This window comes from Stenotrophomonas sp. JAG2, assembly GCF_041080745.1.
GTDB classification, from domain to species: domain Bacteria; phylum Pseudomonadota; class Gammaproteobacteria; order Xanthomonadales; family Xanthomonadaceae; genus Stenotrophomonas; species Stenotrophomonas maltophilia_AA.
In genome coordinates this window covers 32,549-56,864 of sequence record NZ_JBEUMH010000002.1, presented here as the reverse complement: position 1 = coordinate 56,864, position 24,316 = coordinate 32,549, and the positions used below count along the sequence as shown (strand labels likewise).

General features: G+C 60.8%; 20 protein-coding genes. 8 read left to right on the top strand and 12 right to left on the bottom strand.

The annotated features are described in order from the left end of the window. Positions 1–77 precede the first annotated feature (77 nt). The 4 genes from AB9O74_RS02460 to AB9O74_RS02445 all read left to right on the top strand — a co-directional run bounded on the left by AB9O74_RS02460 (position 78) and on the right by AB9O74_RS02445 (position 2,246). Complete coding sequence (locus AB9O74_RS02460) at positions 78–575, top strand: ferritin-like domain-containing protein (RefSeq protein WP_346462326.1); 498 nt, start codon at positions 78–80, stop codon at positions 573–575. Positions 576–586: 11 nt separating this feature from the next. Continuing rightward, on the top strand, positions 587–940 hold the full coding sequence (locus AB9O74_RS02455; RefSeq protein ID WP_369348280.1) for a hypothetical protein: 354 nt from the start codon (positions 587–589) through the stop codon (positions 938–940). A gap of 94 nt (positions 941–1,034) precedes the next feature. Further along, entirely contained in the window at positions 1,035–1,673 is a 639-nt protein-coding gene (locus tag AB9O74_RS02450; protein ID WP_369348279.1) for a DUF6766 family protein, read from the top strand. Between the two features lie 15 nt (positions 1,674–1,688). Further along, a complete protein-coding gene (locus tag AB9O74_RS02445) occupies positions 1,689–2,246 on the top strand; it encodes a cysteine hydrolase family protein (RefSeq protein ID WP_369348278.1) in 558 nt (185 codons plus the stop codon). A gap of 192 nt (positions 2,247–2,438) precedes the next feature. On the opposite strand, the gene AB9O74_RS02440 is transcribed toward AB9O74_RS02445, so the two are convergent. Both AB9O74_RS02440 and AB9O74_RS02435 read right to left on the bottom strand, forming a co-directional pair. Next, positions 2,439–2,585 carry a hypothetical protein gene (locus AB9O74_RS02440; protein ID WP_282261718.1) on the bottom strand — a complete coding sequence of 49 codons (147 nt, stop codon included), beginning with the start codon at positions 2,583–2,585 and terminating at the stop codon, positions 2,439–2,441. A 181-nt stretch (positions 2,586–2,766) separates the two neighbouring features. Further along, the gene (locus tag AB9O74_RS02435) at positions 2,767–3,147 is read right to left on the bottom strand and encodes a hypothetical protein (RefSeq protein ID WP_282261720.1); all 381 of its coding nucleotides are present in this window, start codon (positions 3,145–3,147) and stop codon (positions 2,767–2,769) included. 302 nt (positions 3,148–3,449) lie between these two features. Between AB9O74_RS02435 and AB9O74_RS02430 the strand changes: the two genes are divergently transcribed. After that, a complete protein-coding gene (locus AB9O74_RS02430; protein ID WP_282261722.1) occupies positions 3,450–4,097 on the top strand; it encodes a hypothetical protein in 648 nt (215 codons plus the stop codon). A gap of 47 nt (positions 4,098–4,144) precedes the next feature. On the opposite strand, the gene AB9O74_RS02425 is transcribed toward AB9O74_RS02430, so the two are convergent. From AB9O74_RS02425 to AB9O74_RS02400, 6 genes are all read right to left on the bottom strand, one after another. Further along, the gene (locus AB9O74_RS02425; protein WP_313210995.1) at positions 4,145–4,753 is read right to left on the bottom strand and encodes an autotransporter outer membrane beta-barrel domain-containing protein; all 609 of its coding nucleotides are present in this window, start codon (positions 4,751–4,753) and stop codon (positions 4,145–4,147) included. Positions 4,754–5,526: 773 nt separating this feature from the next. Continuing rightward, positions 5,527–5,751 carry a helix-turn-helix domain-containing protein gene (locus tag AB9O74_RS02420; RefSeq protein ID WP_282261726.1) on the bottom strand — a complete coding sequence of 75 codons (225 nt, stop codon included), beginning with the start codon at positions 5,749–5,751 and terminating at the stop codon, positions 5,527–5,529. Positions 5,752–7,062: 1,311 nt separating this feature from the next. After that, a complete protein-coding gene (locus AB9O74_RS02415; protein ID WP_369348277.1) occupies positions 7,063–7,953 on the bottom strand; it encodes a TniB family NTP-binding protein in 891 nt (296 codons plus the stop codon). Then, complete coding sequence (locus AB9O74_RS02410; protein WP_369348276.1) at positions 7,950–9,209, bottom strand: Mu transposase C-terminal domain-containing protein; 1,260 nt, start codon at positions 9,207–9,209, stop codon at positions 7,950–7,952. Before AB9O74_RS02410 ends, AB9O74_RS02415 begins: the two co-directional genes overlap by 4 nt. A 1,468-nt stretch (positions 9,210–10,677) precedes the next feature. Continuing rightward, a complete protein-coding gene (locus AB9O74_RS02405; protein ID WP_369348275.1) occupies positions 10,678–14,085 on the bottom strand; it encodes a TM0106 family RecB-like putative nuclease in 3,408 nt (1,135 codons plus the stop codon). Between the two features lie 847 nt (positions 14,086–14,932). Continuing rightward, positions 14,933–15,430, bottom strand: a complete 498-nt coding sequence (locus AB9O74_RS02400; protein ID WP_369348274.1) for a hypothetical protein — start codon at positions 15,428–15,430, stop codon at positions 14,933–14,935. A 539-nt stretch (positions 15,431–15,969) separates the two neighbouring features. Between AB9O74_RS02400 and AB9O74_RS02395 the strand changes: the two genes are divergently transcribed. The 3 genes from AB9O74_RS02395 (at position 15,970) to AB9O74_RS02385 (ending at position 18,164) form a co-directional block, all read left to right on the top strand. Continuing rightward, a complete protein-coding gene (locus AB9O74_RS02395; protein WP_369348273.1) occupies positions 15,970–16,605 on the top strand; it encodes a hypothetical protein in 636 nt (211 codons plus the stop codon). A 389-nt stretch (positions 16,606–16,994) separates the two neighbouring features. Further along, positions 16,995–17,492 carry a ferritin-like domain-containing protein gene (locus tag AB9O74_RS02390; RefSeq protein ID WP_176988952.1) on the top strand — a complete coding sequence of 166 codons (498 nt, stop codon included), beginning with the start codon at positions 16,995–16,997 and terminating at the stop codon, positions 17,490–17,492. A gap of 123 nt (positions 17,493–17,615) precedes the next feature. After that, on the top strand, positions 17,616–18,164 hold the full coding sequence (locus AB9O74_RS02385) for a cysteine hydrolase family protein (RefSeq protein WP_369348272.1): 549 nt from the start codon (positions 17,616–17,618) through the stop codon (positions 18,162–18,164). Here AB9O74_RS02385 and AB9O74_RS02380 read toward each other — a convergent pair. Genes AB9O74_RS02380 through AB9O74_RS02365 form a run of 4 tightly spaced genes read right to left on the bottom strand, consistent with a single transcriptional unit; the run spans position 18,149 to position 24,251 of the window. Further along, positions 18,149–18,766, bottom strand: coding sequence for a TetR/AcrR family transcriptional regulator (locus AB9O74_RS02380; RefSeq protein WP_369348271.1), 618 nt, complete (start codon positions 18,764–18,766; stop codon positions 18,149–18,151). The genes AB9O74_RS02385 and AB9O74_RS02380 overlap by 16 nt on opposite strands. Continuing rightward, complete coding sequence (gene fabF / locus AB9O74_RS02375; RefSeq protein ID WP_369348270.1) at positions 18,763–20,040, bottom strand: beta-ketoacyl-ACP synthase II; 1,278 nt, start codon at positions 20,038–20,040, stop codon at positions 18,763–18,765. The genes AB9O74_RS02380 and fabF overlap by 4 nt, the downstream gene beginning before the upstream one ends. 36 nt (positions 20,041–20,076) lie before the next feature. After that, a complete protein-coding gene (locus tag AB9O74_RS02370; RefSeq protein ID WP_369348269.1) occupies positions 20,077–23,142 on the bottom strand; it encodes an efflux RND transporter permease subunit in 3,066 nt (1,021 codons plus the stop codon). Further along, on the bottom strand, positions 23,139–24,251 hold the full coding sequence (locus tag AB9O74_RS02365; RefSeq protein ID WP_369348268.1) for an efflux RND transporter periplasmic adaptor subunit: 1,113 nt from the start codon (positions 24,249–24,251) through the stop codon (positions 23,139–23,141). Before AB9O74_RS02365 ends, AB9O74_RS02370 begins: the two co-directional genes overlap by 4 nt. Between the last annotated feature and the right edge of the window lie 65 nt (positions 24,252–24,316).

Genomic DNA, 24,316 nt, shown 5'->3' with positions numbered 1-24,316 from the left:
TCACAGATTTGCGCACCAACCTAACGAGAGGGCGTTTAGCTTCAGCGCTCCACCCACCACCAACCCGGAGAACCATCATGGCGATCAAGACCGCTGAAGACCTGTTCATCCACGAACTGTCGGACATTTACAGCGCGGAGAAGCAGCTGACTAAGGCGCTGCCGCGCCTCGCGCGCGCCGCCTCCAATCCGGACCTGGCCGCCGCCTTCGAAACCCACCTGGAAGAGACCCAGGGTCAGATCGAACGCATCGACCAGGTTGTCGAGCTGCTGGGCATCCGCCTCAAGCGCATCAAGTGCGCCGCCATGGAGGGGTTGGTTGAGGAGGGTAAGGAAGCCATCGACAGCATCGAGGAAGGCCCTGTGCGTGATGCCGCTCTTATTGGCGGCGCACAGAAGGTTGAGCACTACGAAATCGCTTCCTACGGCACCATTGCGGCCCTCGCCAAGCAGCTGGGTTACAAGGACGCGCTCCCGCTCCTGCTGGAAACATTGGAAGAAGAAAAGGCAACCGACGAGAAGCTGACGATCCTGGCCAAGTCGGGTGGCAACGCCAAGGCCGCGAAGGCCGCTTGAGGCGCATGGTTATGAGCAGAGACGAGAAAGATCTCCCTGTGCCCGGGCAGAAGGCCCGCAGCGAAACACCGGCTGAGGAGCATCACCGGAAGACCCGGACGGACAGGAACCACGAAGAGGCCTTGGAGGAGACGTTCCCCGCGAGTGACCCGATTTCGCCGTTCGTTCCTGCCAAGCCGCCTGATGCGGATGAAGGCGCCGCCAACCGTGCCACCGAGAACGCTGGCTACAACCAGCATGGACATGGAAAGGGCGGTAAATCGGGAGAGGGAGAGCCCGAAGGCGCGGGCGAGCGCGATGGAAAAACTCAGCCCAACTTTGGGCAAGGAAACACGTTAGGCAAAAAGCCAGGACTTAGTGGCTGAACCGGGGAGCGGCGTAGATCGCCGCTCCTTCACTGCAATTCGCTGGTCGCAAGACTACTGTCGAGACGTTCGTTCAACTGTAGGCCGTGTGGGCATGTGGAAGAGAAACGGTTTATCGATCGTGCTTCTGGCTTTTCTCCTGGTGTTCTTGGGAGGCCAGATATGGACTGGCTTTTTGACCCACAACGAGGAACTCGCTGAAGCGCACCGCGCTGCACTGAGCCTATTTGACTACCTGCATAGCGGCCATTTCGTCAGCGCAACCTTCGAGAACTGGGAAAGCGAGTTCCTTCAGATGGGCATGTATGTCCTGCTGACCGTCAGCCTCCGCCAGAAGGGTTCGGCCGAATCGCGCCCACTGGATGATGCGCAGGAGCAAGAGCGAGTTGAGCCGGGTCCCATGCCTTGGGCCGTTCGGAGAGGCGGGATTTGGAAAATGCTTTACGGTCACTCCTTGGCGATCGCATTCACGGCGTTGTTCCTGCTGAGCTTCTCGCTGCATCTTGCTGGCAGCTGGCGTGCGGAGGTCGATGAGCAGCTCGCGAAGGGATTGCCCGCTCCCACCTGCTGGGAACACCTGTGGAGCAGCAGCTTCTGGTTCGAATCCTTCCAGAACTGGCAGAGTGAGTTCTTGGCCGTGCTTGCCTTGGTTATCCTGACCATATTCCTTCGTCAGAAGGACTCACCGCAGTCCAAACCGCTGGCGGCGCCTCACAGCCAAACGGGCGATTGAGGGGCAAGAGCAGCTATGAATACACCCAGCCCAGCGCTCCTGATCATCGACATGTTTACGTTGTTCGACTTCCCAGAAGCCGGCCAGGTGAAGCCGAAGGCGCTGGAAGCCGCTCGGCACATCGCGACGCTCGCCCAGCGCTTCCGGGCGCTCGGCTATCCGGTCATCTACGCCAACGACAACTTCGCCAACTGGCAGATGGATTTCAAGGAGTTGGTGAGGCTGTGCTTGGCCACCGAGGGTGAGTCATCGGCGATCGCGAAGATTCTGGAACCGGAACACGGTGACTATTTCGTGCTCAAACCCAAGCACTCCGCATTTCTCGCCACCCCACTGGCCGTGCTGCTTGCCAAGCTTGGCGTAAGGGAGCTCCTCGTTGCAGGAATGACGGCGGAGTCGTGTATCACGGCCACATGTTTCGATGGCAACGCCAGGGAATACGACACGATCGTGGTGCAGGAAGCGGTTGCCGGCATCGGCTCTCGAAAGACCACGGCACTCCGATTGCTTGAAGAGTCCAAGGCAGCGACCGTTCTCAAGCTTGCGAGCTACCTGCGCCGCCTTGGGACTTAGGATGACTCATTCCCGCCGAATGCATGCGGTTTGAACGAAGGGCATCGAAAGACTGAAGAGCGATCGCGGGCGTGCGCGCCCTCCACTGAAGGCAGGCGCGGCTGCTCTTTTGCGTTACGGCCCCAACAATGACGATGGCCCGACATCGAGCCGGGCCATCCTGGTATTCAGGTCCGGGCGATTGGCAGCTGCTTATTCCTCTTCGTCCTGGCTGCCCTGCTGGCCGGAGCGCTCCCGCTTCTGATCCTGATCCTGTTGCTGCTGACCCTGGTTGTCCCGCTCCTGCTGACCCTTCTGGTCCTGCTGGTTCTGCTGACCCTGCTGATTCTGGTTGCCCATGTCAGTTCTCCATTGACAGCATCGGCATTGATGCTGACGATGAGGCTATCGGAGCTTGGGTTATGCGTCCGTTGAAACCTATCCAAGTCCTCGAACGAAATCGCCACGTAGTTAAACAGTTCATTTGCTCAGCAGTCCGTCCGCGCGAGTAGGCCGCGGGCCCAGCGTTGCATCTATTCCTTCAGGCACCGCTGATCACGCGGGCAGCCAGGCCAGCATTTGATGGGGTCGGAAGGCGTGCTGTAGCCATCTCCGTCTCCGGAGAATTGCCATTGCCCGGCACCAGCCTTTCCTGAACTGCGGCAAGCAGTCGGCTGACTCGGCGGGCAGCGTCTCCGATGCTCGGTTCCAGTCCCAGAACGTAGACAAAGCAACCGTCGAACTTGGCAGAGGCAGACTCAAGCCCTTCCGTGTCGGACATTTCGCGCTTGAGCGCCTTAAGCCAACGCTTAGGCGGCTCAGACTTCAGCTCCACCACCACCGCAGCTTCGCCGAAGTCCAGCGGCATCACCTCGAGCCTCAGGACCTTCGGAGTCGACAAAATTTGTGATGAGTTGCCCACTGCCGTTCTCCTCCAGAGCAATGGACGGAAAGTATGCGCAGCCCGTGCCAAGGCTACGTCAAAATTCGAGGCCAGATGGATGACACCTACCTGAAGGTGCGCGTCCTTCTGCACAGCGCGGGTGAAGCTGAAGTGTCATGCGCTGCAGGATGCCCCTGAGCAGGAAACGGAGCTAATTCAGCTGCGCGTGCCCGCAGGCCCTAACCGCAGGTGCTGAACGCTTCACAAGATGAAAGCGGCTCAAACGCGAGTATTGGCATCCGCCTGCTTACACGCATCGAAGCGATGGGATCAACCTCAACGTGCTACAGAACCTGCTTCATTTCGCGCCCCTTATAACCGCAGCCATGACATGCGTGACAGCGTTGATATGGGTCGTTTATCTGGGTTTTTTCCTTCGCAGTTACCGACGCCAGCAGCGACCGTCCATCCTGATCACCTCGGGCGCGGGCAAGGACCTGGATGCGCACTGCTTCGTGACCAATTTGGGATTGGAACCGGTGTACTTGCTCGATGTGGTCATCGACCTGATTGAGCCAAGTGGCAAGGTCGTACGAGCAGTCATTCCCGAACGCACCGAGCGGTGGAGTCAAGCTGTTCCCGGGGACGAAGATGATGTCCGCCGTGCAACCAATGTCGGAGCGCTCAGCAGCGGCGGCGAACGAGACTTGGGGCGATTCCGGACCTTGATCGAACGCGCCAGCACTGAGAACCCCGACATCGCCGCGGAGGTTGCCTTCACCAGCCTGGAAGTGACCGTGGTGACGGTCACCGCGAGCCAGGCAGAGCTGTGCGGGGCGTCACGTTGCTATCGCATTGAGCATCGCGAGGGTGGCCAGGCTCGCCTGAGAGCAAGAACCATCAAGGCCCGACAGTTGCAGGGGTACTTTGCACGCCGCAGCCTGACTCGCCTGTTGACCGCGCAGTTGAAGTCCTTGGATGCAGCATAGTCAGCATTGCAGCCATTGACGCACTTACGCCGATTCGGCCGACGCTGCTAAGCACTGTGCGCGTTGATCTGCAACGGTCCATCGGTATCCTGGCTTGGCTGGGCGTCGATCACCCCTTGCGCCATTCGCGCAGACGACCAGGTGCTGCGCCTTGGGGCTTGGCCCCGCCTTTCCTGTCCTGCCTTGCCCATCATCGTCACCAGTTCCAACGCATGCCCACCTTGCTCGGCCGTAAAAGGCACATACCCCGTTGCGCTGGAGAACTCTGTCCTGGGTGATCCGTTGAACTCGTGCCACGCGTTCAGGCGAAGCCACGCGTCGCTGGCCCTGGGCCCGCCGTTGCGGCCCTGGCCACTGCCGATGCGATTGAGCCGGATGCCCAACCGGCCGACCGTGGAAACGCCGTCGCTGTAGCGTACGCGCGCGATGTCATCGACCAGGTCGTCGACGTCCACGCGCTGCCAGATCACCTGCGCCTGGGGTTCGATTCTCCAACCGGTCAGATCTTCCGCGGTGTCACCCGAACCCAGGGCGAAGGGCCACCCGCCCTCCAGCGAAAGAACCGTGCCATCGCCGTTGGTGAAGGTGTCGGGCAGCGTGGGCAAGGGTTCCAACCCATGGTCTGGAGGCGGGGCCGCAAAGGTTGCGTAGCTCATGAAGCAGGCGGATGCCAACGCGGTCAGCCGCAACACCTCTCGAGAGCGCCCCGGACATCCCCCGTCCCCTTTGCCATACACATCGGCGTAGACGACATGTCGAGCTCCACTTGGGAGCATCGAGTCTATTTTTGCCTTCTGCCACGCGCATCCGCACAACTGCCGGTTACTCGCCAGTATGTTTACTGATTTCCACGGTGCCAACCGGCTGCTACACGCCATTCAGAGACTAAACGCGACCGCCCTACCGCTGATAAAGAACCCTAGTCACCTGCGGCGACCGCATGTCTGCTTCCGGCCAGAAGCGGACCTCCGCCCTACCCCTGATAACGATCCCTAATCACCTTCTCCTCAAGTGCCGGCTCAGCGCCGTAGAACGACCTTTCCTTTCTGCGGATGCGACCGGCGAGCACTACGCGGCTGCAGCCTCAGAAGACTGCCGACGTGTCGCTACGACACTTTTACTGAGAGCCCAAGGGATAGCAGCACGCGCTGATGTTGCCCTCTTCTACATCTGACACCTGCCTGTCTGGACGCATTGGTATAGCCCACGTTGCTGCGCATTCGCGCCGGAATGCGCCCACGACCCGAGGATTACCTGTCGCGGTACACCCGATGGCATGGTGACCAGCTCAAGTCCGCGTGCAATCTCTAACGCACCCAGGCTGCCCAGGGCTGGACCGTTGACCCAGAGCACGCCCTGTGGCGGAGACCTGCCCTCTTCCGGGTCAGGAAAGTGTATTCAGGCGCGCCCGGGAGCAGTCCCCGTGCGGTCAGTACCCTGCGCTACCCAAGAGGAAGGACGGCTTGACGCCTAACCCTTCGGCAAGCCTCACCAACGTTGCGAGGGTGATGTTCTTCTCCCCCCTTTCAATAGAGCTGTAGTACGCGCGATGCATAGCAATGCCGTCGGCGAATCGCTCCTGACTGAGGCCGAGCTCAGTACGGCGTGAACGTATGGCGGAGCCAATTTGGGTAGCGAAAGTCTCGTCCTGCATGGAATGCAGGATTGGCCACGGGCTACTTCTATAGCTACCACCTCAAAGGTAGACTACTTATATGTATCACACCCCGGCTGCGCCATGGCACTGCTCCTCATCAATCCAGAGAGCGACATGTTGCTTGTCCTTGATGCCCCTTCAGGGGTCCTGGCAGCACTGGAAGAGCAATGGAGAAGACTAGCGCAGGGGGCAGAGCGCGACGCCTTTGCTGCGCGTCTAAGCAGGCGAGTGGCGCCAACTATCGCCGATTGCCTGGACTGGGACCTGAGACCCCCGACGGATGCCCAGGTGAACTACGCGGTATCCGTTGCTAGACGGCTGCAGTTGGAGATCCCCTCTCTGGTCTTACAGCGCAGGAGTGCAATGGGAGATTTCTTGGACGCTCACGGGGTGCAATTGAAGACCCACACGAGCCGCAAGCCCATTCCAAAGTGAGGAGGCGGGCATGACGCCCCCGCCTCCCAATGCTGCCGTACTCAGAACCTATCTTTGCGCCTTACGACCTTCCCGTACGAGGAGACAATACTGCGCAGCTGGCGGTAGTGTGACGACTGCCCCCTCTCCCCACACCGACGCTGTAGCCACATCCAGGCGGGTAGTGGCCACCTCGGTAGCTTGTCCATCTGCTCGCCCCACAGCGAACTCCAAGCACGGAAGGCCCCCAGAAGCGCAGCGGCACGCTCAATGGACGCTAGCTGCCCAACTCGAGAAGGACAGCCTGGCCGATAGGAGTGGTATTGGCGGGGCGCTGGCCATCCCATCTCCGCCACAACCCAAATAAGCTCGCAACTGGCAATCCCGTCGTGCTGACACCCCCAGTTCCTTGTGGAAGCAATGACGAGATCCCTGGCCAGCAAGTCTCTGGATCGATCAAGACCCCCCGTGCGCCACGCCTGAAGCCAGTCGTAAAGAAGTTTCACCTCATTGTGTACCTCCAGACCTATTACAGGAGAGGGCACGTTCTCGCATAGCAGTAAGCGGTGCTCTGAGCATGCAATGGCCCTGGCATCCAGCCAATCCACCAAGGTCGGGTGTCTGGTCCCGCCCTTAGCTTCAGTGAAACAGGACGGGCAGAAGCGGCGGCGCCATTCGACCCCGATCCGCCAACTTGGGGGAATAGATGTGATGTCCCCGATCGCCGGGGGCAAACCCTGCCACATGCGGCCACTGCCCGGGCGCTCATGCTCTACGTTCTGGCAATTGCACCATCTCCACCACTCCGCTTCACTCAGAGAAAGCTCTCGCCGCGTGGCGTCGAGCCAAGAATGGACGCTCTCACCAGGAAACGCCGGCAAGTGAATGGGGAGGTCACTGAGCTTCATGGCCGACCCCTCCCCCCTCAATAGCCAGGCTTTGCGCGCGCTCCAGAGCCTGCAACGTAAGACACGGAAGTCCCTCCCGCTTAGCGATAGCCGCTGCAGAGACAATCAACTCGACCAGCCTGGCCGTGGTGCTGCAATCGTTGACGAGGAGCCACTTTACAACCGCCATGCTATCGAGATGAGACGGCGAGGGAAGCGCTATCGCTTGTTCGAGGCCGGCCAGGAACTGCCGGAATTCCCTTGACTCCTTCCACGCAGGAAGATTTGCCCTATTAAACCGAGATTGAAGCTGCTCATCCGCAGCTAGCACATTTACCATGTTGCGAGTCGTAGCAATGCAGACGGTCATGCCACGATTCGACACTGCCTTGAGGAACGCCAATGTCTGCTGCTGAGTCCCTCTACCAGCGTTGAGAAAATTGCCAGCTTCATCAATGAGTATCTGCTTGACCCCAGACGAATCCATCAACATCAGTGCGACGTCGTACGCGCTACTTGTACGATTGACGGGATACCCAGGCAAACACGCGTCAATGATCGCGCGGGCGAGCTTTCGATGGTGACCATCGAACGGAGCTTCGACAAGAATGACCTCACGCCGACGCAATCCTGACGCAGCGCTCTCCGCGGCCATTTGTGACATGTAGTACCTAAGGAGCCTCGATTTTCCCATCCCCGACTCGGCCGCCAAGTGGAGGCACTTGGGCCGATCCAACCCCGCCGCATTGCGCCGAAGCCAGCTCAGCGCCCTAAGAACTCGAACCGCCGCCGGGTGAGGAACAAAGGGAACCAGACTATGCTGTGCGAGCAGGGTTCCGGCACTGATCTCACCGTCTGCACTGGCTTCGGCCTGCGCGACAACTGAACGTAGCTTCATTTCACCACTCCTTCGCTAACGCTCAGAGGCTCGACAGCTTCGGTGTAGTCCACTGTCTGAGCCGGAACCGCGGGCGCGTCAGGAATCCTGGCGATCTTTCTTCTTGCTGCTTTTGACTTCGCCGCAGCCGCTTTATGGATCTCTCTCTGTTGTTCCATCGCCTCGAACAGCTCGCTCTCGGCTGAGGCCCTCCGGCCTGCGGCTTTAAGATGAGCGCGAATCTCGCGCAGCTCCCACAAAGAGAAAGGGGGGCGCGACCTGTCCTTCAGTGGAACATCGATGTAGTCGCTACCGAAATGAAGATAGACCTTCGTCAGATCTCGTTGATCAAAGTGAACACGATGATCGATGTGTCCATTGATAAGCGGTGTAAGTGCGGGATCCCAGTAGTGCAACCCGTGGACACTCACCCCTTCCCGGCCCACTCGGCGTTGCACGGATGGCAAGAATCCGAGAACAAAGTCGCGGGCGTCGCCGATGATCGGCGGGATAACCTCCGCTCCGGAAGCATCCGTCCAAGCGTCCTTCCACACCTGAAGTGGCGTCCGCCCCTCTAGGCCTTTATGTGGTCTGTTGTGATACCCCCCGGCAACCTCAAGGGCGAGCCACCTTTCGAGCTCAACGAGAGACATCACCGCCCGCTTCTCAGACTGGTAGTCCCCCCTGGCTTTGGAGTTTGAGAAGGTGGTTCCGGGCAACAAATGCACAGCACCCATCATCGTGCCGATATAACGCTCAACGTATGCGCCGTAATGAGGACTGCGGACCGGCCTCTCCTGGATATGGATCCCGTACCTAGCGCACTGGGCCTTGATCTCCTTGGCCTGAAATGTCTTCGCATTGTCCCAGTGGATGCTTCGCATCTTTCCGAAGATCGGATAGCTCACAGTCAAGTCAAGGCTTCGTAGCCACGAGTGCTTTGGGAAGCACGCGCGTTCCAATGCAAGGGCAACTGAAGTCTGATTTGGCGTGTCAAAGCTCAAGTAATAGCCAAGCACGCAGCGCGTGTACACATCAATTGCCACTGTTATCCACGGTCGGCCGATCGGCTGACGTGTTAGCGGGGAGACGACAATGAGGTCGATCAGTGCGTGGTCGATCTGAACCATTTCTAAGGCCGAGGTTGGACTCAGCCCGCGGACCGAAGGGGATTGCTGAGCAACCGCCTGATGGTATCCAAGTCTCTTTTTTGCCAACGCCAGAGGGTCTCTGCAACGTATGCGTTCGCGCACCGCCTTGCCGCTCGGGGCTTTCACTCCTGAGCTCCGAGCCAGCGAGCTGCAGTACTCAATTACAGACGAGACAGTCGCCGGCTCACGTACAAGGTAGAGCTCATCGATCGCCTTGTTGATGATGCTCTCGACAACCGGCCGCAGCCGGCGAGAGCCTGGACTGGGCCCTGGCAACCCGGGCAGTAGAGCACCTGGGATGGGGTTGTTTAGGTACCGCGACCATCGTCTATTCACGGTGCGCGTGGACACATCCATACGGGCGGCAATCTCCCTACATCGATCTTGAGTCAGTCTGCCGCCGCAACATTTCGCCGCTTCCGAAAAAACCGCGGTCCACCTCCTAGCACTCTTTTCCTGCTCAGGATCCACGCTGAGCACATCGCGAAGTTCGCCTTCATTTATTTCCGATCGGACTGGACGAAGGAGCATTGCACTCGTCCACAAATACTCGGACGTGTCCACAAATCTCAACTGGATCTTCTCTTGCGAGTGCACGCCTACGATCTTCACCACTCTGCCTTCGAACAACGCCAACTCGCCCGCTCTGATGATGAAATCAGGGGACGGTCTTTTAGCGCGAGTCGCTACTGCCATTGCCGCGTCTCCCGAACGGAGACAATAGGTGCCCTTCCCTCTTGACGACGGGGTAGAAAAGTGGGAGCCTGAACTTAATCGGACGTCAACCGATTTATCTGAATGGCTCGGGCTGCTACCCGAGCCATTCTTCGTTCTGGCAGGGGACCTGTTGCCTCAGCTCATGCTCTTTTAGCCCGTCATTGAGAGTTAAAAGAGTCATATCACGGGCATGCCGGAGCTTTCAACCGCAAGCCTTTGACACATATAGCTTTTAAACTATATTTGGTCGCCAATAAACATGATTTGGCACCACGGAGGCTGCCTAGCTTCCCAGTCCTACTGAGCGATCAAGGGGTGTTCGCGCAGAGGCAGCACGTGATCCAGTAAGCACGCACACGAGTAGAAGAACGAAGCTCTCTCTTCGCAGAGAAGCGCACAGCGTCACCCTAGATTAGAGCTTTGCGCCTCTGCGTCCCTTGTTTGAGCGGTCGTGCGCCCCTGCCCGATGTGCTATGGCGAGTCGAGGCTACTGCAACTAAATCCTCGCCGGTCCGTTGTCCCAAGGGCAAGATGCGGCGGTACCCAGGTCACTGCGGATTTGCCCAAATCTGTACATAGTTGCCGACCCTAGATCGTGTCAGTTCCCGGCAATATTTGCCAAGATCGTGTCATTTCACTGCAGCTCGGCGACTACCTAGGGCTGCTCATCAGTGGAGGCTCCGCCAACCTACTGATTCTCTTGGCCTAGTCTGGATGACAACAATTAGGAAAACCGACAGCCGGCTGCTGAAGCTGGTGCCGGCATCGATCTTGCCTCTCCGTCGTCCCAAGGACAAAGCGAGCATTGATGCATGTGCCAGTACCTGACCGGCCCCTTCGCGGGCTGGAGCGTCAGAGGCAATCTCGACGTGTCTGCTCATGGGACGGCCTTTACCGGAGCGGCCAATTCAAGGTATCGGCAGAAGGCATTGGCCAGTTGCATCTGACGAGGCGTACGGCAGCGGACTTCGAAGACCGAAGGCGATGCAACAAGGACGCACACGCACTTTGCACGAGAGGTCGCCACGTTCAGCCGATTGAGGCTGTAGAGGAATTCCATGCCGCGTGGCGCATCGGCATAGCTGGATGTCGTCATTGAGTAGATGACGATGGGCGCCTGTTGACCTTGAAATTTGTCGACGGTGCCGATTCTCGCGCCCGGAACCCGCTCGGCCAATTCAAAGACCTGCGCGTTATAAGGCGCGATGATCAGAATGTCCTGTAGCGTCACCACTGCCGGCACGCCTTGATCATTTGTCCAGGTCGCGCCGCTGGCCAAGACCTCGACCACGAGCTGACGCACGGCCTCGGCTTCTTCGGGCGAGGCGTTTTGGTTGCCGCGGGTCGGGACTGCCAGAAAGCGAAGGCCAGACCTGCTGACCCGACTCGTGGACACGATGGCCTGCCGCTCTAAGCCGGCGCGAGGATGCAGCCGGTTGGCGTAGAACATCTCCGACGTGAACTGACAAATCTCCGGATGCAGACGCCACGTTTCGGCCAGGAACAGACCGCGCTCGGCGGGCAGCGTCTGTTCTTCGCCCAGCACGTGATGCAGCGCGGATACGTCGGTACCCTCGGGATGGCTGCCCTGCATGGGCTGGTCAAGCTGCTGCGGATCACCGAGCAAGACCAGCTGTGCCGCCGCTTGCGAAATCGCAAGAACATTAGCCAGTGACATCTGCGCCGCTTCATCGACGAACAGGACATCGACCACCCGCATCGCTTCCGGCGAAGCCCACAGCCAAGCCGTCCCGCCCGCAACCTGCGCACCCGCCGCTAGGGCGGCGAACAAATCCGAGTTGCTCTTGGCGAAACGAAGTTTGGGCTGATCGGGCTCGGGCTCCGATGGCTTCTGGATGCAGACCACGTCGATCCCCTGCTCCGCGGAAGCCTTGACGACTTCGTCTAGCAAGTTGCGAATGACCTTGTGGCTGGTGGCGCAGATACCAACCTTTTTTCCCGCTCGAACGAGCGCGCAAATCATGCGGGCGCCGGTGAACGTCTTACCCGAACCCGGCGGCCCTTGAATCGGTAGCACGCCGCCTTCCAAGGCCAGCGCAACCCGGCAGGCCGCATCGAGAGAGGCTTCACCTTCGCGCTGAAGTGCCTCGCCGCACACGCGGGGACCGATGCGTAACAGCAGGTCGCGGGCGGCGAGGTAGTCGCCAGAGCCCTCCAAGCCGCTCGCCGCGACCGACTCGCCAATCCGCACGAGCGCGTCCGCCAGGACATCGGCGTTGATGACCTTGTGGCTGAACACTGCCTCCGGGTGCAGGGCTGCGCTGTCCATACGCTTCTTGATGTCAATCCACCGCTCGTCCAGTGAGATTGCGTGCACGGCGCCAAGCTTCGCGCCGCCCAGATTGTGCAAGTCTTCCGAGCCGCGCATTTCGGTTTCCTGCGGTGGGAAGGCATAGCGATGGATTGGTGCCTTGGCCGTTCCACCTTGCGGGCCGACAAAAGTCAGGCCCGACAAACCGGCACGCTCATCGACCAGCTCATCGGCGGCGAGAGCCGAGAGGCGGAAGTATTCCCACCAGACGGCCTTCTGCTCTCGCCGATGGAAGTCCAACGTATGCGCCAGGAGCCATCGCGCATGCTCTTCCGGCGTTCGTTCCGCCGGGTCCACCGGCACGTCCACCGTCAGTCGCGCAATCAGGTCCGAAATCTTGAGCTGCCAGTCGTTGAGGGCCTCGCTAGCCGCGGCCTCTACTGGCGCCGGCCGAGGGACTGCCACGCCCTGCGCGACAAGCCCGGCGCGTTGGGCCTCCAGCCAATGGCGCAGCCCACGGGTGGACTCGCAATCGTCGCGGTTGTAGCGAGCGACTGTCTCGCGCGCGTCGACGTCTATCAGTGCGAGGTCGCCCAGTTCGAGGCCCGCTTGGACTTTCGCCAAGGCTTTGTTCGCCTCCGCCAGCGGCGTGGTCCGTGTGAACTCGTAGAGCGGCTCGAGCTTCTTGATCGAGTAGCTCTCCACGCTGGCACGCAGGCATTGGCGAACGACGGCATACAAGTCGACCATGCACCGCGATCGCAGCAGTGAGTCGATTTCGGTCTCTCGAGTCGCGTACCGCCCCATCAGTCGCTTCAATGCGGCCGGCTCATATGGCGCGAAGTGGTAGATGTGCAGATCGGGGTAAACCTTCAATCGCTCAATCACAAAATCTACGAACCGTTCGAAGACCTGCTTTTCTTCCTCGCGAGTCAGCGCCCAGTCCGCGACATTGACGGCATTACCGTCCGCGTCCGTATAGGCATAGCCGAACAGGTATTCCAACCCATCCTCGCCGGCGAACGGATCCCCTTCCAAGTCTAGGAAGACATCACCTGACGAGGGCTCCGGGAGGGTCGCGAGTCCGAAGCCGGCGGCAACCGCCAGCAATTCATGTTGGATGGCGCCGACGTGACGTCCGGCAAGCTGGATCCGCGCTTGCTCCCGAACGCGCTCATAGGCCTGCACCGAGCCTCGCGTCGGCTTCCACGCCAAGGGAATGGGCATGATGGCCAAATCGGCCAACGTGGCGATGCCGTGCGCTGCTAGTTCATCGATCTGGACTTTCGTGATGCCCGCGACCAAGGACAGGTGGTCATCGGCACGGCGGCGCTCGTCGCAGCGAACGCGCCAACGGCAAATGTCACAATGTTCCTTCGGTTCGGGATAGGCGTCGCCCGATCCACCGGGTGCGATCGCCGACTCCAGGGCGTGACGAACACGGCGGTAGTAGGCGGCGTAATCATCCATGCGATAGACCTGCGGTTCATAGCCGGTCCACGGCGCTACAACGTAGCAGTGTTCCGGTCGATGTCCCTGCGTCGCTTCAACCAGTGCGGTATACAAGCACAGTTGCAGGACGGTGCCGGCTTTGGTTTCTCTCGCCAGCTTGGTGTCGATTACCTCATACGACCACGGCCCCAGATCACTCGGCGTGTCGACACGACGCAGGACGTCCGTGCGCCCAACCCAGCCGTTCACCCGGAACGCCCCTTGCACGATGACCGCATCGCCCGCCCGCATGGCCGCAAGCGTTCCTGCGATGGAGTCATCCTCGGCGCCGAATCCCTCGATGACCGTTACGGCGAGACCCTGGGCGGACAAGTGCTCCACAAAGCCATGCTCGTGTTGGGCGCCGCGCTCCCAGAGCAGTTCCAGCAGGGGATCCCAACTCGCGGGCTTGGCCAATGTGCCGTTGGCAACAGCAATGTCCAATCCTGTTAGGTGCTCGCAATTGAGATGCCCCATCAGGTCGGAGGCGCTGAGCAAGAGGGAGTCGCCGTGCTTTTGCATACCTGCTCCAGACTGCGTCCTACAACGGGTTGTCGAAAGCCAACCGTGTTCTGCTCATCAGTTCTGCCCAGCACCGTACTTCTGGCGATTAGCCAAGGAGCTTCAGCGCCTGAAGCTCTTGCTCAATCCTTGCTGTGTGACGTGCGACCGCCAGTTGCTCTTCGGACCATCCTCAACGTTCGCAAAGTGCAGCGATTCGACCCACCACGAGCTTTCCTGGTGTCGACCATGCTGCCTTCGTCGTGGGTTGCTATGTTCCACAGTTGCAGCGACCTGCCGGACCTGTTCGGCTAACAAACAAGCATCCCCCATGAAACCACAAAATACCGCAAAAAGTCACCTGGGGCATTTGTGTAGCCCTCCATACCACTCTCAGCAATGCCCTAAGCAGTGAACAGCCTAAACTAAGCGCTCACGACAGTATGGACCAGGGCTTTTGGCCAAGTGCAAAATACTTCTTGTTATCACCCTACGCTCCAGCGCATTTCTTCGTGCTGCATCAAAAACTCCAACGAAGCTAGATCGATTCGACTTCGAGAAGCGGAAACCAATGCTGAGCGCGACCTCCGCTTTGGATCGAAAGCGAACCTTCCCTACCCACGATAAATCTTCCTAATCCCCTGCTCCGTCCGATGTCCGCTCCCGCCCAAGAACAGTCTTTGAACCATATCTGAAGCCTCTACTGACCGTATCATCACCAATCCATCTTGGCTCAAGGGGGGGGGCTTGGAGTGCTTCCTGGCGCGGCTGATAATCTACGCAGAATATGTAGAGCCTTTGGAATGGGTAACCAAGACGTAGTCCTGCAGCACCGATCAGTCGATCAGGGCTGCTGGACGACTTTCTTCTACTTCTTGCCGTAGATTTCCCAGACTTCCTCGCCCACCTTCAGAGTGCCTTTTGCCCAACCTGGCAACAGGTCGCCCAACGCCTCACGGAAGCTTCCAGAAATTGAGTGCGTGGCGTTGCCTGCTAGCTTCCCTGGTCCAATCCAGCGGCGAAGCCATTCCTTCCTGCCATTAAGCGCGTTAGGCCGAGAGGAGCCAATGACTCTGAGAGCATCACGCTGCAACGCGATAACCGCATCAACCTCAGTGCGGAGCGCCTTCGCCAGGGCCGGAGCATCCTCCCTCTCATCCAATGCAGATGTCAAAGCCCGAAGGAAATTATCGGAGGCGAGCGCAGCCTCTGTTGCCTCCAGCCACACCTTCCCATAATGCTGAACTTCTTCCGGCATTAGCATCAACCTGAGCCGTGACAATCGCACCCCATTCCGAAAAAGCTCCTCAAGCTTTTTCTCCCAGCGCATCTTCTCAAGCGGTGTTGTACTCACTTCTTCGGTCATGACCGTCCTTTCCTTGGGTAGTGGATCGCTATATCAATCGGCCGGAGGCGTGGATAGCTTTAGCACCCCATCGTAATCAGGGTCTGCAAGTGGCCATCCAAGATCACTACCTCGGTGGCCGCTCTAGCCAACTTGTAGCTCAAGCCCTTGGACCAGAAGGCCGCGCAGACCCCAATACCCGCTGACGAAGCCCATTGATGGCGGGAATGTAGTCCATGTCATTGGGCACTAGAATCACCAGATCACCTAGCCGGTGGATCGTGAAGCTATCGGTGATCAAGGTGGTGGCCAGGGCGGAGTCCGCGCCTGCCCCATCACGGTCAGCCATCACCACTGCAAAGCCAGCGTCCCGGACACGCCACTGGTCGATCGTACGGCTAGTGGGCGAGCAAGAAGCGCATACGCGCTGGTCCATCGCCTTTGCTGTCATCGCCAGCCTGGATTGACTCTGGGCGCTGGCGCCCTCGCCATTACCTTTCCGTGAGTCGGTTTGACCCCTTGGCTTCCAGCCCGGCATCATGCAGCCAACTGGGGGATTCATGGACTTCGACAACCTGTTTGAGCAATCCAATGCCTTGGCCCACGACCTGATCAAGGTGATCGATAGGCCGCTCTTCGATGACAGCCAGCGCATCCATGTAAGTGACCTTCTGTGTTCCCTGTCCATGGAGCATGGCGACAGTGCCCGTGCACTCCTGCATACCGGCTTGTTGCCCTCCGCCCTAGTGATCCACCGGGCTCAATTTGAGGCCGTGGTGCGGGCCATCTGGACGCTCTATGCCGCTACCGATGGTCAACTGGCTAAGCTGGTCACGGAACTGACGCTAGATACCGAACGGGCGGCCAAGAACCTGCCCAACGTCTCCGTGATGGTTGAGGAACTGGGCAAGAAAGCTCCGCCCAATGCGGTGACGCCGCTGAGGGAATTCATGGCTTACAACTGGAAAGCCCTGAACTCGTACACCCATGCGGGCATCCATCCTTTGCGCCGGCACCAGGATGGCTATCCGATGCAGCTAGTCGTGGACGCACTAATGAACGTCAATGGGATGTTCGTCCTAGCAGCCATGCAGGCCTCTATTCTCACGGGCATGCCGAACCTGCAGCGCAAGGTATTGGACGCGGCTGCACGCTATCCCATGGTGCTGCGCTCCGCTGACTCTAACCCTGAGTAGAAATGGAACCCGTCCAGATAGGCGTTGATGGCATCGACCGGCGGACGGTCCTGCAACACGGCGGCCCCGGTCTCAAGCGCTTTGGTCTTCGCGGTTTCTTCAGCCCCGGGTGCTTGGACGCTGGACTCTGTGTTCCCGCCCCCGCACGCAGACAGATCGAAGATGACAGCGATACATACTACGGTTCGATGCATTACGGCTTCTCCTGAACGTCCCACTCGCCCAGCCTGGTTCTAGCCCTTCGACCGTAGGGCGGCTGTGAACAGGTCTGCATGCCGTGCGCAGAAGACATGGCAGGCGTGTAGCAGGCCTTCACAGCTCTGCGCACGAACCTAACGGAAGAGCCCCTAGCTTCAGCGCTCCACCCGCCACCAACCTGGAGGACCATCATGGCGATCAAGACCGCTGAAGACCTGTTCATCCACGAACTGTCGGACATTTACAGCGCGGAGAAGCAGCTGACCAAGGCGCTGCCCCGCCTTGCGCGCGCAGCCGCCAACCCGGACCTGGCCGCCGCCTTTGAAACCCATCTGGAAGAGACCCAGGGCCAGATCGAGCGCATCGACCAGGTGGTCGAATTGCTCGGCATCCGTCTCAAGCGCATCAAGTGTGCCGCCATGGAAGGGCTGGTTGAGGAAGGGAAGGAAGCCATCGACAGCATCGAAGAGGGGCCGGTGCGCGATGCGGCTCTTATCGGCGGCGCCCAGAAGGTCGAACACTACGAGATAGCGTCCTACGGCACGATCGCAGCGCTTGCCAAGCAGCTGGGCTACAAGGACGCGCTGCCGCTTCTCCTTGAAACCCTCGAAGAAGAAAAGGCAACCGATGAGAAGCTGACGATCCTGGCCAAGTCGGGTGGGAATGCCCAGGCGGCAAAGGCCGCTTGAGGCCCGTCGCCCCGGATTCGGCAGCTGATCCAGGAGCGGCATGCACCGCCGCTCCTGCACTGCATGATCGAGCCGCTGCCGACGCCTTACGACCAGACGGACGATTGAGGTGGGAGGAGAGCCATGAGTATTCCCAACCCCGCGCTCGTGATCATCGATATGTTCACGTTGTTCGACTTCCCGGAAGCCGCCCAAGTGAAGCCCGGTGCTCTGGAAGCAGCTCGGCACATCGCAAGGCTCGCGAGGCATTTCCGCGAGCGCGGCCATCCGGTCATCTACGCCAATGACAATTTCGCCAACTGGCAGATGGATTTCAAAGAGTTGGTGAGGCTCTGCCTGTCCACGGAGGGCGCGTCATCGGCGATCGCGAAAATCCTGCAACCGGAGCACGGCGACTACTTCGTGCTCAAACCCAAGCACTCGGCCTTCCTCGCCACCCCACTCGCCGTGCTGCTTGCCAAGCTTGGCGTGAGGGAGCTCGTCGCTGTCGGAATGACGGCCGAGTCCTGTATTACGGCCACGTGTTTCGATGGCAACGCCAGGGAGTATGAAACGATCGTGGTACAGGAAGCGGTCGCCGGCATCGACTCCCGAAAGACCACGGCTTTACGATTGCTCCAAGCATCCAGGGCAGCCACCGTCCTCAAACTGGCCAGCTACCTGCGCCGCTGAGGCCCCGCATAGGCCCGAAGAAACAGCGCGACGGTTGCATCGCTCCTGGAGACACGCCTGGGCCCCTGAGGCAAGCCGTGCTCCGTGAGCAACAGCCTCAGAAAATTCTCGCTGTCAGCGGCATTGGTCGGGCGTGCGGAAGCCTTCAAAAAGACATCGTCTGCAAGCGTCAGATACGGTTCCAGCATCGCGTTCCACTGGTCTCTGTAGACGTCACTTGCGGCGCCAGAGCGCGACAACGACCGGCAGAACGCCTGACACGAAGCGTCCGCCGCCAATCTGCCGATGCCGTCAGCGATACGCTTCAACGCCTCGCCAAGATCGGCAACCCCATGCATATCCAGCGTCCCTGAGGGCATCGATGCGAGGTGGCCGTCCATGACCGTCCTGTAAAGACGCTCCTTGTCACGGAAGTGCGCGTAGAGGGTGACCTTCGTGATACCACAGGCCTCTGCGATGCGCTTCATCGTCGCACGCTCAAAGCCCTCCTCCGCAAACACGGTGGCGGCGGCATCAAGGATGCTCCTTCGGCTACGCGCCCTCGCCCGCTCCCAACGCAGCGTGGTCTTGCTTGCGCCGCCGGTTGAGGCCGCAGTGTTCACAGTCGCCCGAACAGCGCGCTGGCATTCACTCCGCCGAAGCCAAATCCATTGGTCAGGGCGAACGCGATGTCCGCCTTCCGCGGCACGCCGCCGACGATCGTCAGTCCTTCCGCCAATGGATCCCGACGAATCAGATTGAGCGTCGCGGGCGCGACCTGATCACGCAACGCGAGCACGGTGAAGATTGCCTCGATGCCCCCCGCCGCCCCCAGCAGATGCCCGGTGCTGGACTTGGTGGCGGAAATCAGAAGATCGGGTCGGGTACCGAACAGCGCACGCATCGCCGCGAGTTCTGCACGGTCGCCCACCTGGGTCGACGTGGCATGCGCGTTGATGTGATCGACCTGCGCCGGCGTAATGCCTGCCTGTGCCAGCGCGATCTCCATCGCCCGCCGCGCCCCGCTGCCGTCGTCGGGCCCGGCTGTCAGATGGTAGGCATCGGAGGTCGTGCCGTAGCCAACCAGCTCGGCAAGCGGCTTGGCGCCGCGCGCCAAGGCGTGGTTCAGGCGCTCGATCACCAGCAACCCTGCGCCTTCGGACATGACGAATCCGTCCCGCTGCTCATCAAACGGGCGAGAGGCTGCCTGGGGTGTGGCATTGAAGGAGGTGCTCAGCGCCTTGGCCGCCGCGAAGCCACCCAGGCTGACCCGGTGCATCGCCGCTTCCGCCCCACCGCACAGCGCGATGTCCGCCTCACCGGACCTGATCAGCCGTGCGGCATCACCGATGGCCTGGACACCCGCTGCGCACGCCGTCACGGGTGCGCCTTGCGGGCCTTTGAACCCGTAACGTATCGATGCCTGCCCTGCCGCCATGTTGGCCAAAAAAGTCGGCGCAGTGAAGGGCGACAGCCGGCCAGGCCCACGGCTTTCGGTGGTGTGGACCGCATTGACGATCGATCCAAACCCGCCGATGCCCGTGGCAATCACGGTCGCCGTTCGCAGCAGCCCGCGCTCATCGGCATCATGCCAACCCGCCTGCGCAAGCGCTTCATGCGCGGCGACCAGCGCAAACTCAACGAACCGGTCCATCTTCTTGAGATCTTTCGGCGCGATGACGCCGGTCGAATCAAAACCCGCCTCCGGGTCTTGAACGCAGTCGGGCACGCGGCCGCCGACTTCGCAGCCGGTCCCCGCCGCAAGATCGGCACCCAGCGCCCCGATCCCGGAGCGCCCGGCCAAGAGGCGCGACCAGACGGTTTCAACCCCGCAGCCGAGTGGGCTGACCACGCCCATTCCGGTCACCACGATGCGGTCTTTGTCAGCAATGCTCATGAATCACTTTCCATATAAAAGAGGTCCGGGCCAATGTCAGGCAACGGGGGTCTTTTCCGCTCGGACCTTGAACCAGATGGCATACATCGCCGGGAGGAACACCAGCGTCATCACGGTGCCGGCGATGGTGCCGCCGATCAACGTGTAGGCAAGCGTTCCCCAGAACACCGAATGGGTCAGCGGGATGAAGGCAAGCACCGCCGCCAGGGAGGTCAGGATCACTGGACGCGCGCGGTGAACCGTCGCCTCGATGATGGCGTGGAAGGTCTCCATCCCTGCTTGTTCGTTCTCATGGATCTGACCGATGAGGATGAGCGTGTTGCGCATCAGGATCCCCGACAACGCGATCAATCCAACCAGTGCATTGATGCCGAACGGCTGCTGGAACAGCAGCAGCGTTGGCACCACGCCAATCAGCCCCAACGGGCTGGTCATGAACACCATGATCATCGCCGAGATGGACCGCACCTGCAGGATGATGATCAGCAGGGTCACCGCCAGCATGATCGGGAATAACGGCAGCATGGCGCTCATGGCCTTGCCCGATTCCTCAATGGAACCTGCCTGGGCAATGGCGTAGCCCTCGGGCAGCGAAGCAATGAGTGGCTCAAGCTGCCTGCTGATCGCTGCGGATACGTCCGGCGGCTGCAACGCATCGTCAATGTCACCGCGCACGGTGATGGTGGGCACCCGATCACGACGGCGCAGCACCGGCTCTTCCATCCGGACCTCCACTGTGCCGATCTGGGACAGCGGCACGCGCTGGCCAGCCGCACCGACCAGGGTGAAGTCCGCAATCCGGGCAGGATCCAGGCGTGTGTCCCCGCCGGATCGAGCGACAACCTCGACGCTGCGGATGTCCTCACGAACAGCCGTGACGGGCACCCCGCTCAGGAAGAACTGCAACTGCTGCGAGACAGAGGCCGACGTCATGCCCATCGCTTGCAGGCGGTCTTGATCCAGCATGAAGTGCAGCGTCGGCGTGCGCACGCCCCAATCGGTGTTGACCGTGCGCATCATCGGGCTGGCGTGCAGGGTCTGCTCGACCTTGGCCGCAATGCCACGGACGACGTCCGGATCCGGACCACTGACCCGATACGCCACTGGGTAAGGCGAGTAAGGCCCGAACACCAGTTGTGTCACCCGCACACGCGCCTCGGGCGCCAAGCCCTCCGCCACCGCTCGGCGAAGCTTGGCTTTCAAGGCATCACGCTGTTCCTGGCTGTCGGTGCGCACCACGATCTTGGCAAACGCCGGGTCCGGCAGTTCCGGCGAGATGGCGAGATAGAACCGGGGCGCGCCCTGACCAACGTAAGCCGTGACGATCTTCGCTTCTTCCTGCGCCGAGAGCCACTTCTCGACCTTCTGGGTCGCCAGGCTGGTCTGTTCGATGGCCGTGCCGTAGGGCATCTGCACTTCGACCAACACCTCCGGACGGTCAGAGATGGGGAAGAACTGCTTTTTCACCAGCCCCATGCCCACTACCGAGAGCACGAACAGTGCGATCACCGAGCCTGCGGCAAGCCACTTGCGCGCAATCACGCGCGCCAGGACCGATCGGAAGCGGTTGTAGCGCGGCGTGTCGTAGAGACTGCTGTGCCCGCCTTCGACGGTCTTGAGTTCAGGGAGAAGCTTCACACCCAGGTAAGGCGTAAAGAACACCGCGACCACCCACGACACGATCAGCGCGATGCCCACGATCCAGAACATGTTGCTGGTGTATTCGCCCGCAGTGGACCGGGCAAAGCCATTGGGCATGAAGCCCACCGCAGTCACCAGGGTGCCGGCCAGCATCGGCGCTGCCGTATGGCTCCACGCGTAGGCCGATGCCTTGACCCGGCTGTAGCCCTCCTCCATCTTCACCACCATCATTTCAATGGCGATGATCGCGTCGTCCACCAGCAGGCCAAGCGCCAGGATCAGCGAGCCTAACGTGATGCGGTCGAAATTCTTGCCGGTTGCGGCCATGACCATGAACACGGCAGCCAGCGTCAGCGGCACCGCCGCAGCGACCACGACCCCCACCCGCCAGCCCATGCTGACAAAGCACACCAGCATCACCACCAGCAGCGCGGCGAAGAACTTCATCATGAACTCGTCGACCGAGGCACTGATGTTCACCGCCTGATCGGTGACCTTGTCCAGCGCCATCCCTACGGGGAGGCCCGCATTGATCTTCTTGACCTCCGCGTCGAGTGAGGCGCCGAGATCCAGGCCGTTCCAGCCGTCACGCATGACGATCCCGAGCAGCATCGCCGGCTCGCCGCCGTTGCGGATCATGAAGGTCGACGGATCCTCATAACCCCGCTTGACGGTCGCAATGTCCCGCAGTTTCAGCGTCTTACCCTGCGCAATGACCGGCGTATCGCGGATCTTCTCCAGCTGGTCCAGCGCCCCATCCAGGCGGATGAAGATCTGCGGTCCCATGGCCTCGACCGAGCCTGCGGGCGTCAGGGCATTCTGTCCGTTGAGCGCCCCAAACACCTGCTGTGGTGTGATGCCAAGGTTCGACAGGCGTTCGTGCGAAAGCTCCACATAGATGCGCTCGGGCTGCTCACCGATGATATTGACCTTCTTCACGCCAGGAACGTGCAGCAAACGCTGACGCAGGGTTTCGGCGTCGCGTGCAAGCACCCGGAACGGCTCACCCTTCGCCTTCAGTGCGAACAGAGCGAAGGTGACATCCGCGTATTCGTCGTTGACCATCGGGCCGATCACGCCTGCCGGCAGGTTCGCCGCTTCGTCGGCCATCTTCTTGCGCGCCTGGTAGAACTCCTCCCGCACGGCTGAAGGCGGCGTACCGTCCTGCAATGTCAGCGTGGTGAAGGACAAGCCAGGCCGCGTGTAGGTTTCGCTGCGGTCATACCAGCGCAGCTCCTGCAGGCGCTTTTCAAGCTTCTCGGCGACCTGGTCCTGCATTTCCGTCGGCGTGGCACCTGGCCAGGCCGTCACGATGGTCATGACCTTGACGGTGAACGCGGGGTCCTCCGCGCGGCCGAGCTGGAAGAACGACACGATGCCGGCAACGGAAATCAGAAAGATCAGAAAGACCGTGATGGCGCGCTCGCGCACCGCAAGCGCGGACAGGTTGAACCCACTCACTGATGGGCCCCATCTGCAGCGGTGCTCTTGGCCGTGTCAGCCAGACGAACCACCTGCCCTTCCCGCAGCAGGTGTGCGCCAAGCGCCGCCACGCGATCCGAGGCCTTCAACCTGCCCTCGACCAAGGCCTGATCGTCGCCCAGCTGCTTGACGGCGACCGGCGTCCAGCTGGCTTTGAGCGGCTCACCGCTGATCACCCATACGCCGGTTCCGGTGCCGGGATCGAACAACGCGCCCAGCGGAACCTCAAAACCAGCCGGGACGCCGGCAGGTGCCGAGCCTGCAAGCTCGACCGCCACAGTCGAACCCAGCGGCAGTGGGGCACTGCCCTCTTCCAACGTGTAACGGGCTTCGAAGGTCCGGGTTGCGGCGTCTGCCGATTCAGAGAGCACGCGCAACCGCGCGGGAATCCTGCCGTTTCCCCCGAACGAAGACGCCAAGGCGACCGAGCCGATCACGGGACGAAGCGTTTCCGGCAGTTGGACGACCGCCTCTCGGCTCCCCGCACGGGCAAGCCGGGCAACCACCTGCCCCGCCGCCACGACCTGACCCGGCTCGGCATTGATGGTCATGACCACCCCGTCGGCATCGGCAACAAGCGCTGTGTACTGGCTGGCATTGCGCGCAACCCGAGCCTGGGATTCGGCCGCTCCGAGCTGTGCGGCCGCCGCGTCGGCCGCCGCTTTGATCTGGTCGTAAGACGATCGTGACACGACGCCCTGGGCCGCCAGATCGCGATACCGCGCTTCGTCGGCCGTGGCCTGCACGCTCTGCGCACGCGCCGCGATGACGGCCTGCTGCTGGGCGGCCGCGGCCAGGTTCAGATCGTTGGGGTCCATCCGGTAGAGCACATCGCCGCGCTTGACCGTCTGACCCGTCTCGACGAGGCGCTCAGTAAGCTTGCCTCCCACACGGAATGCCAGATCGCTCTGCACCCTTGCCGCGATCGTGCCGGTGAATGTGCGCGCGTTTCCCGCGCCCGGTTGCACGGTGGCAACCCGGACGATGGGCGGCGCAGTCCGGGGGTCGATGTCATCCGACGTTCCGCAGGCTGCAAGGAACAACGGAACAACACAGGAGATGGCTGTGAACACAAAACGGCGCCGCATACAGACTTCCGGAGTGGGGTATCCGGACGCATTCTGTTCCTAGTGACCATTTACGTCAATAGTCA

What these genes read in the sequence shown, in the direction of transcription:
- AB9O74_RS02460 (WP_346462326.1), top strand. Translation starts at nt 78, where the DNA reads ATGGCGATCAAGACCGCTGAAGACCTGTTCATCCACGAACTGTCGGAC.
- AB9O74_RS02455 (WP_369348280.1), top strand. Translation starts at nt 587, where the DNA reads ATGAGCAGAGACGAGAAAGATCTCCCTGTGCCCGGGCAGAAGGCCCGC.
- AB9O74_RS02450 (WP_369348279.1), top strand. Translation starts at nt 1,035, where the DNA reads ATGTGGAAGAGAAACGGTTTATCGATCGTGCTTCTGGCTTTTCTCCTG.
- AB9O74_RS02445 (WP_369348278.1), top strand. Translation starts at nt 1,689, where the DNA reads ATGAATACACCCAGCCCAGCGCTCCTGATCATCGACATGTTTACGTTG.
- AB9O74_RS02440 (WP_282261718.1), bottom strand. Translation starts at nt 2,585, where the DNA reads ATGGGCAACCAGAATCAGCAGGGTCAGCAGAACCAGCAGGACCAGAAG.
- AB9O74_RS02425 (WP_313210995.1), bottom strand. Translation starts at nt 4,753, where the DNA reads ATGAGCTACGCAACCTTTGCGGCCCCGCCTCCAGACCATGGGTTGGAA.
- AB9O74_RS02420 (WP_282261726.1), bottom strand. Translation starts at nt 5,751, where the DNA reads ATGCAGGACGAGACTTTCGCTACCCAAATTGGCTCCGCCATACGTTCA.
- AB9O74_RS02415 (WP_369348277.1), bottom strand. Translation starts at nt 7,953, where the DNA reads ATGAAGCTACGTTCAGTTGTCGCGCAGGCCGAAGCCAGTGCAGACGGT.
- AB9O74_RS02405 (WP_369348275.1), bottom strand. Translation starts at nt 14,085, where the DNA reads ATGCAAAAGCACGGCGACTCCCTCTTGCTCAGCGCCTCCGACCTGATG.
- AB9O74_RS02400 (WP_369348274.1), bottom strand. Translation starts at nt 15,430, where the DNA reads ATGACCGAAGAAGTGAGTACAACACCGCTTGAGAAGATGCGCTGGGAG.
- AB9O74_RS02395 (WP_369348273.1), top strand. Translation starts at nt 15,970, where the DNA reads ATGGACTTCGACAACCTGTTTGAGCAATCCAATGCCTTGGCCCACGAC.
- AB9O74_RS02390 (WP_176988952.1), top strand. Translation starts at nt 16,995, where the DNA reads ATGGCGATCAAGACCGCTGAAGACCTGTTCATCCACGAACTGTCGGAC.
- AB9O74_RS02385 (WP_369348272.1), top strand. Translation starts at nt 17,616, where the DNA reads ATGAGTATTCCCAACCCCGCGCTCGTGATCATCGATATGTTCACGTTG.
- fabF (WP_369348270.1), bottom strand. Translation starts at nt 20,040, where the DNA reads ATGAGCATTGCTGACAAAGACCGCATCGTGGTGACCGGAATGGGCGTG.
- AB9O74_RS02365 (WP_369348268.1), bottom strand. Translation starts at nt 24,251, where the DNA reads ATGCGGCGCCGTTTTGTGTTCACAGCCATCTCCTGTGTTGTTCCGTTG.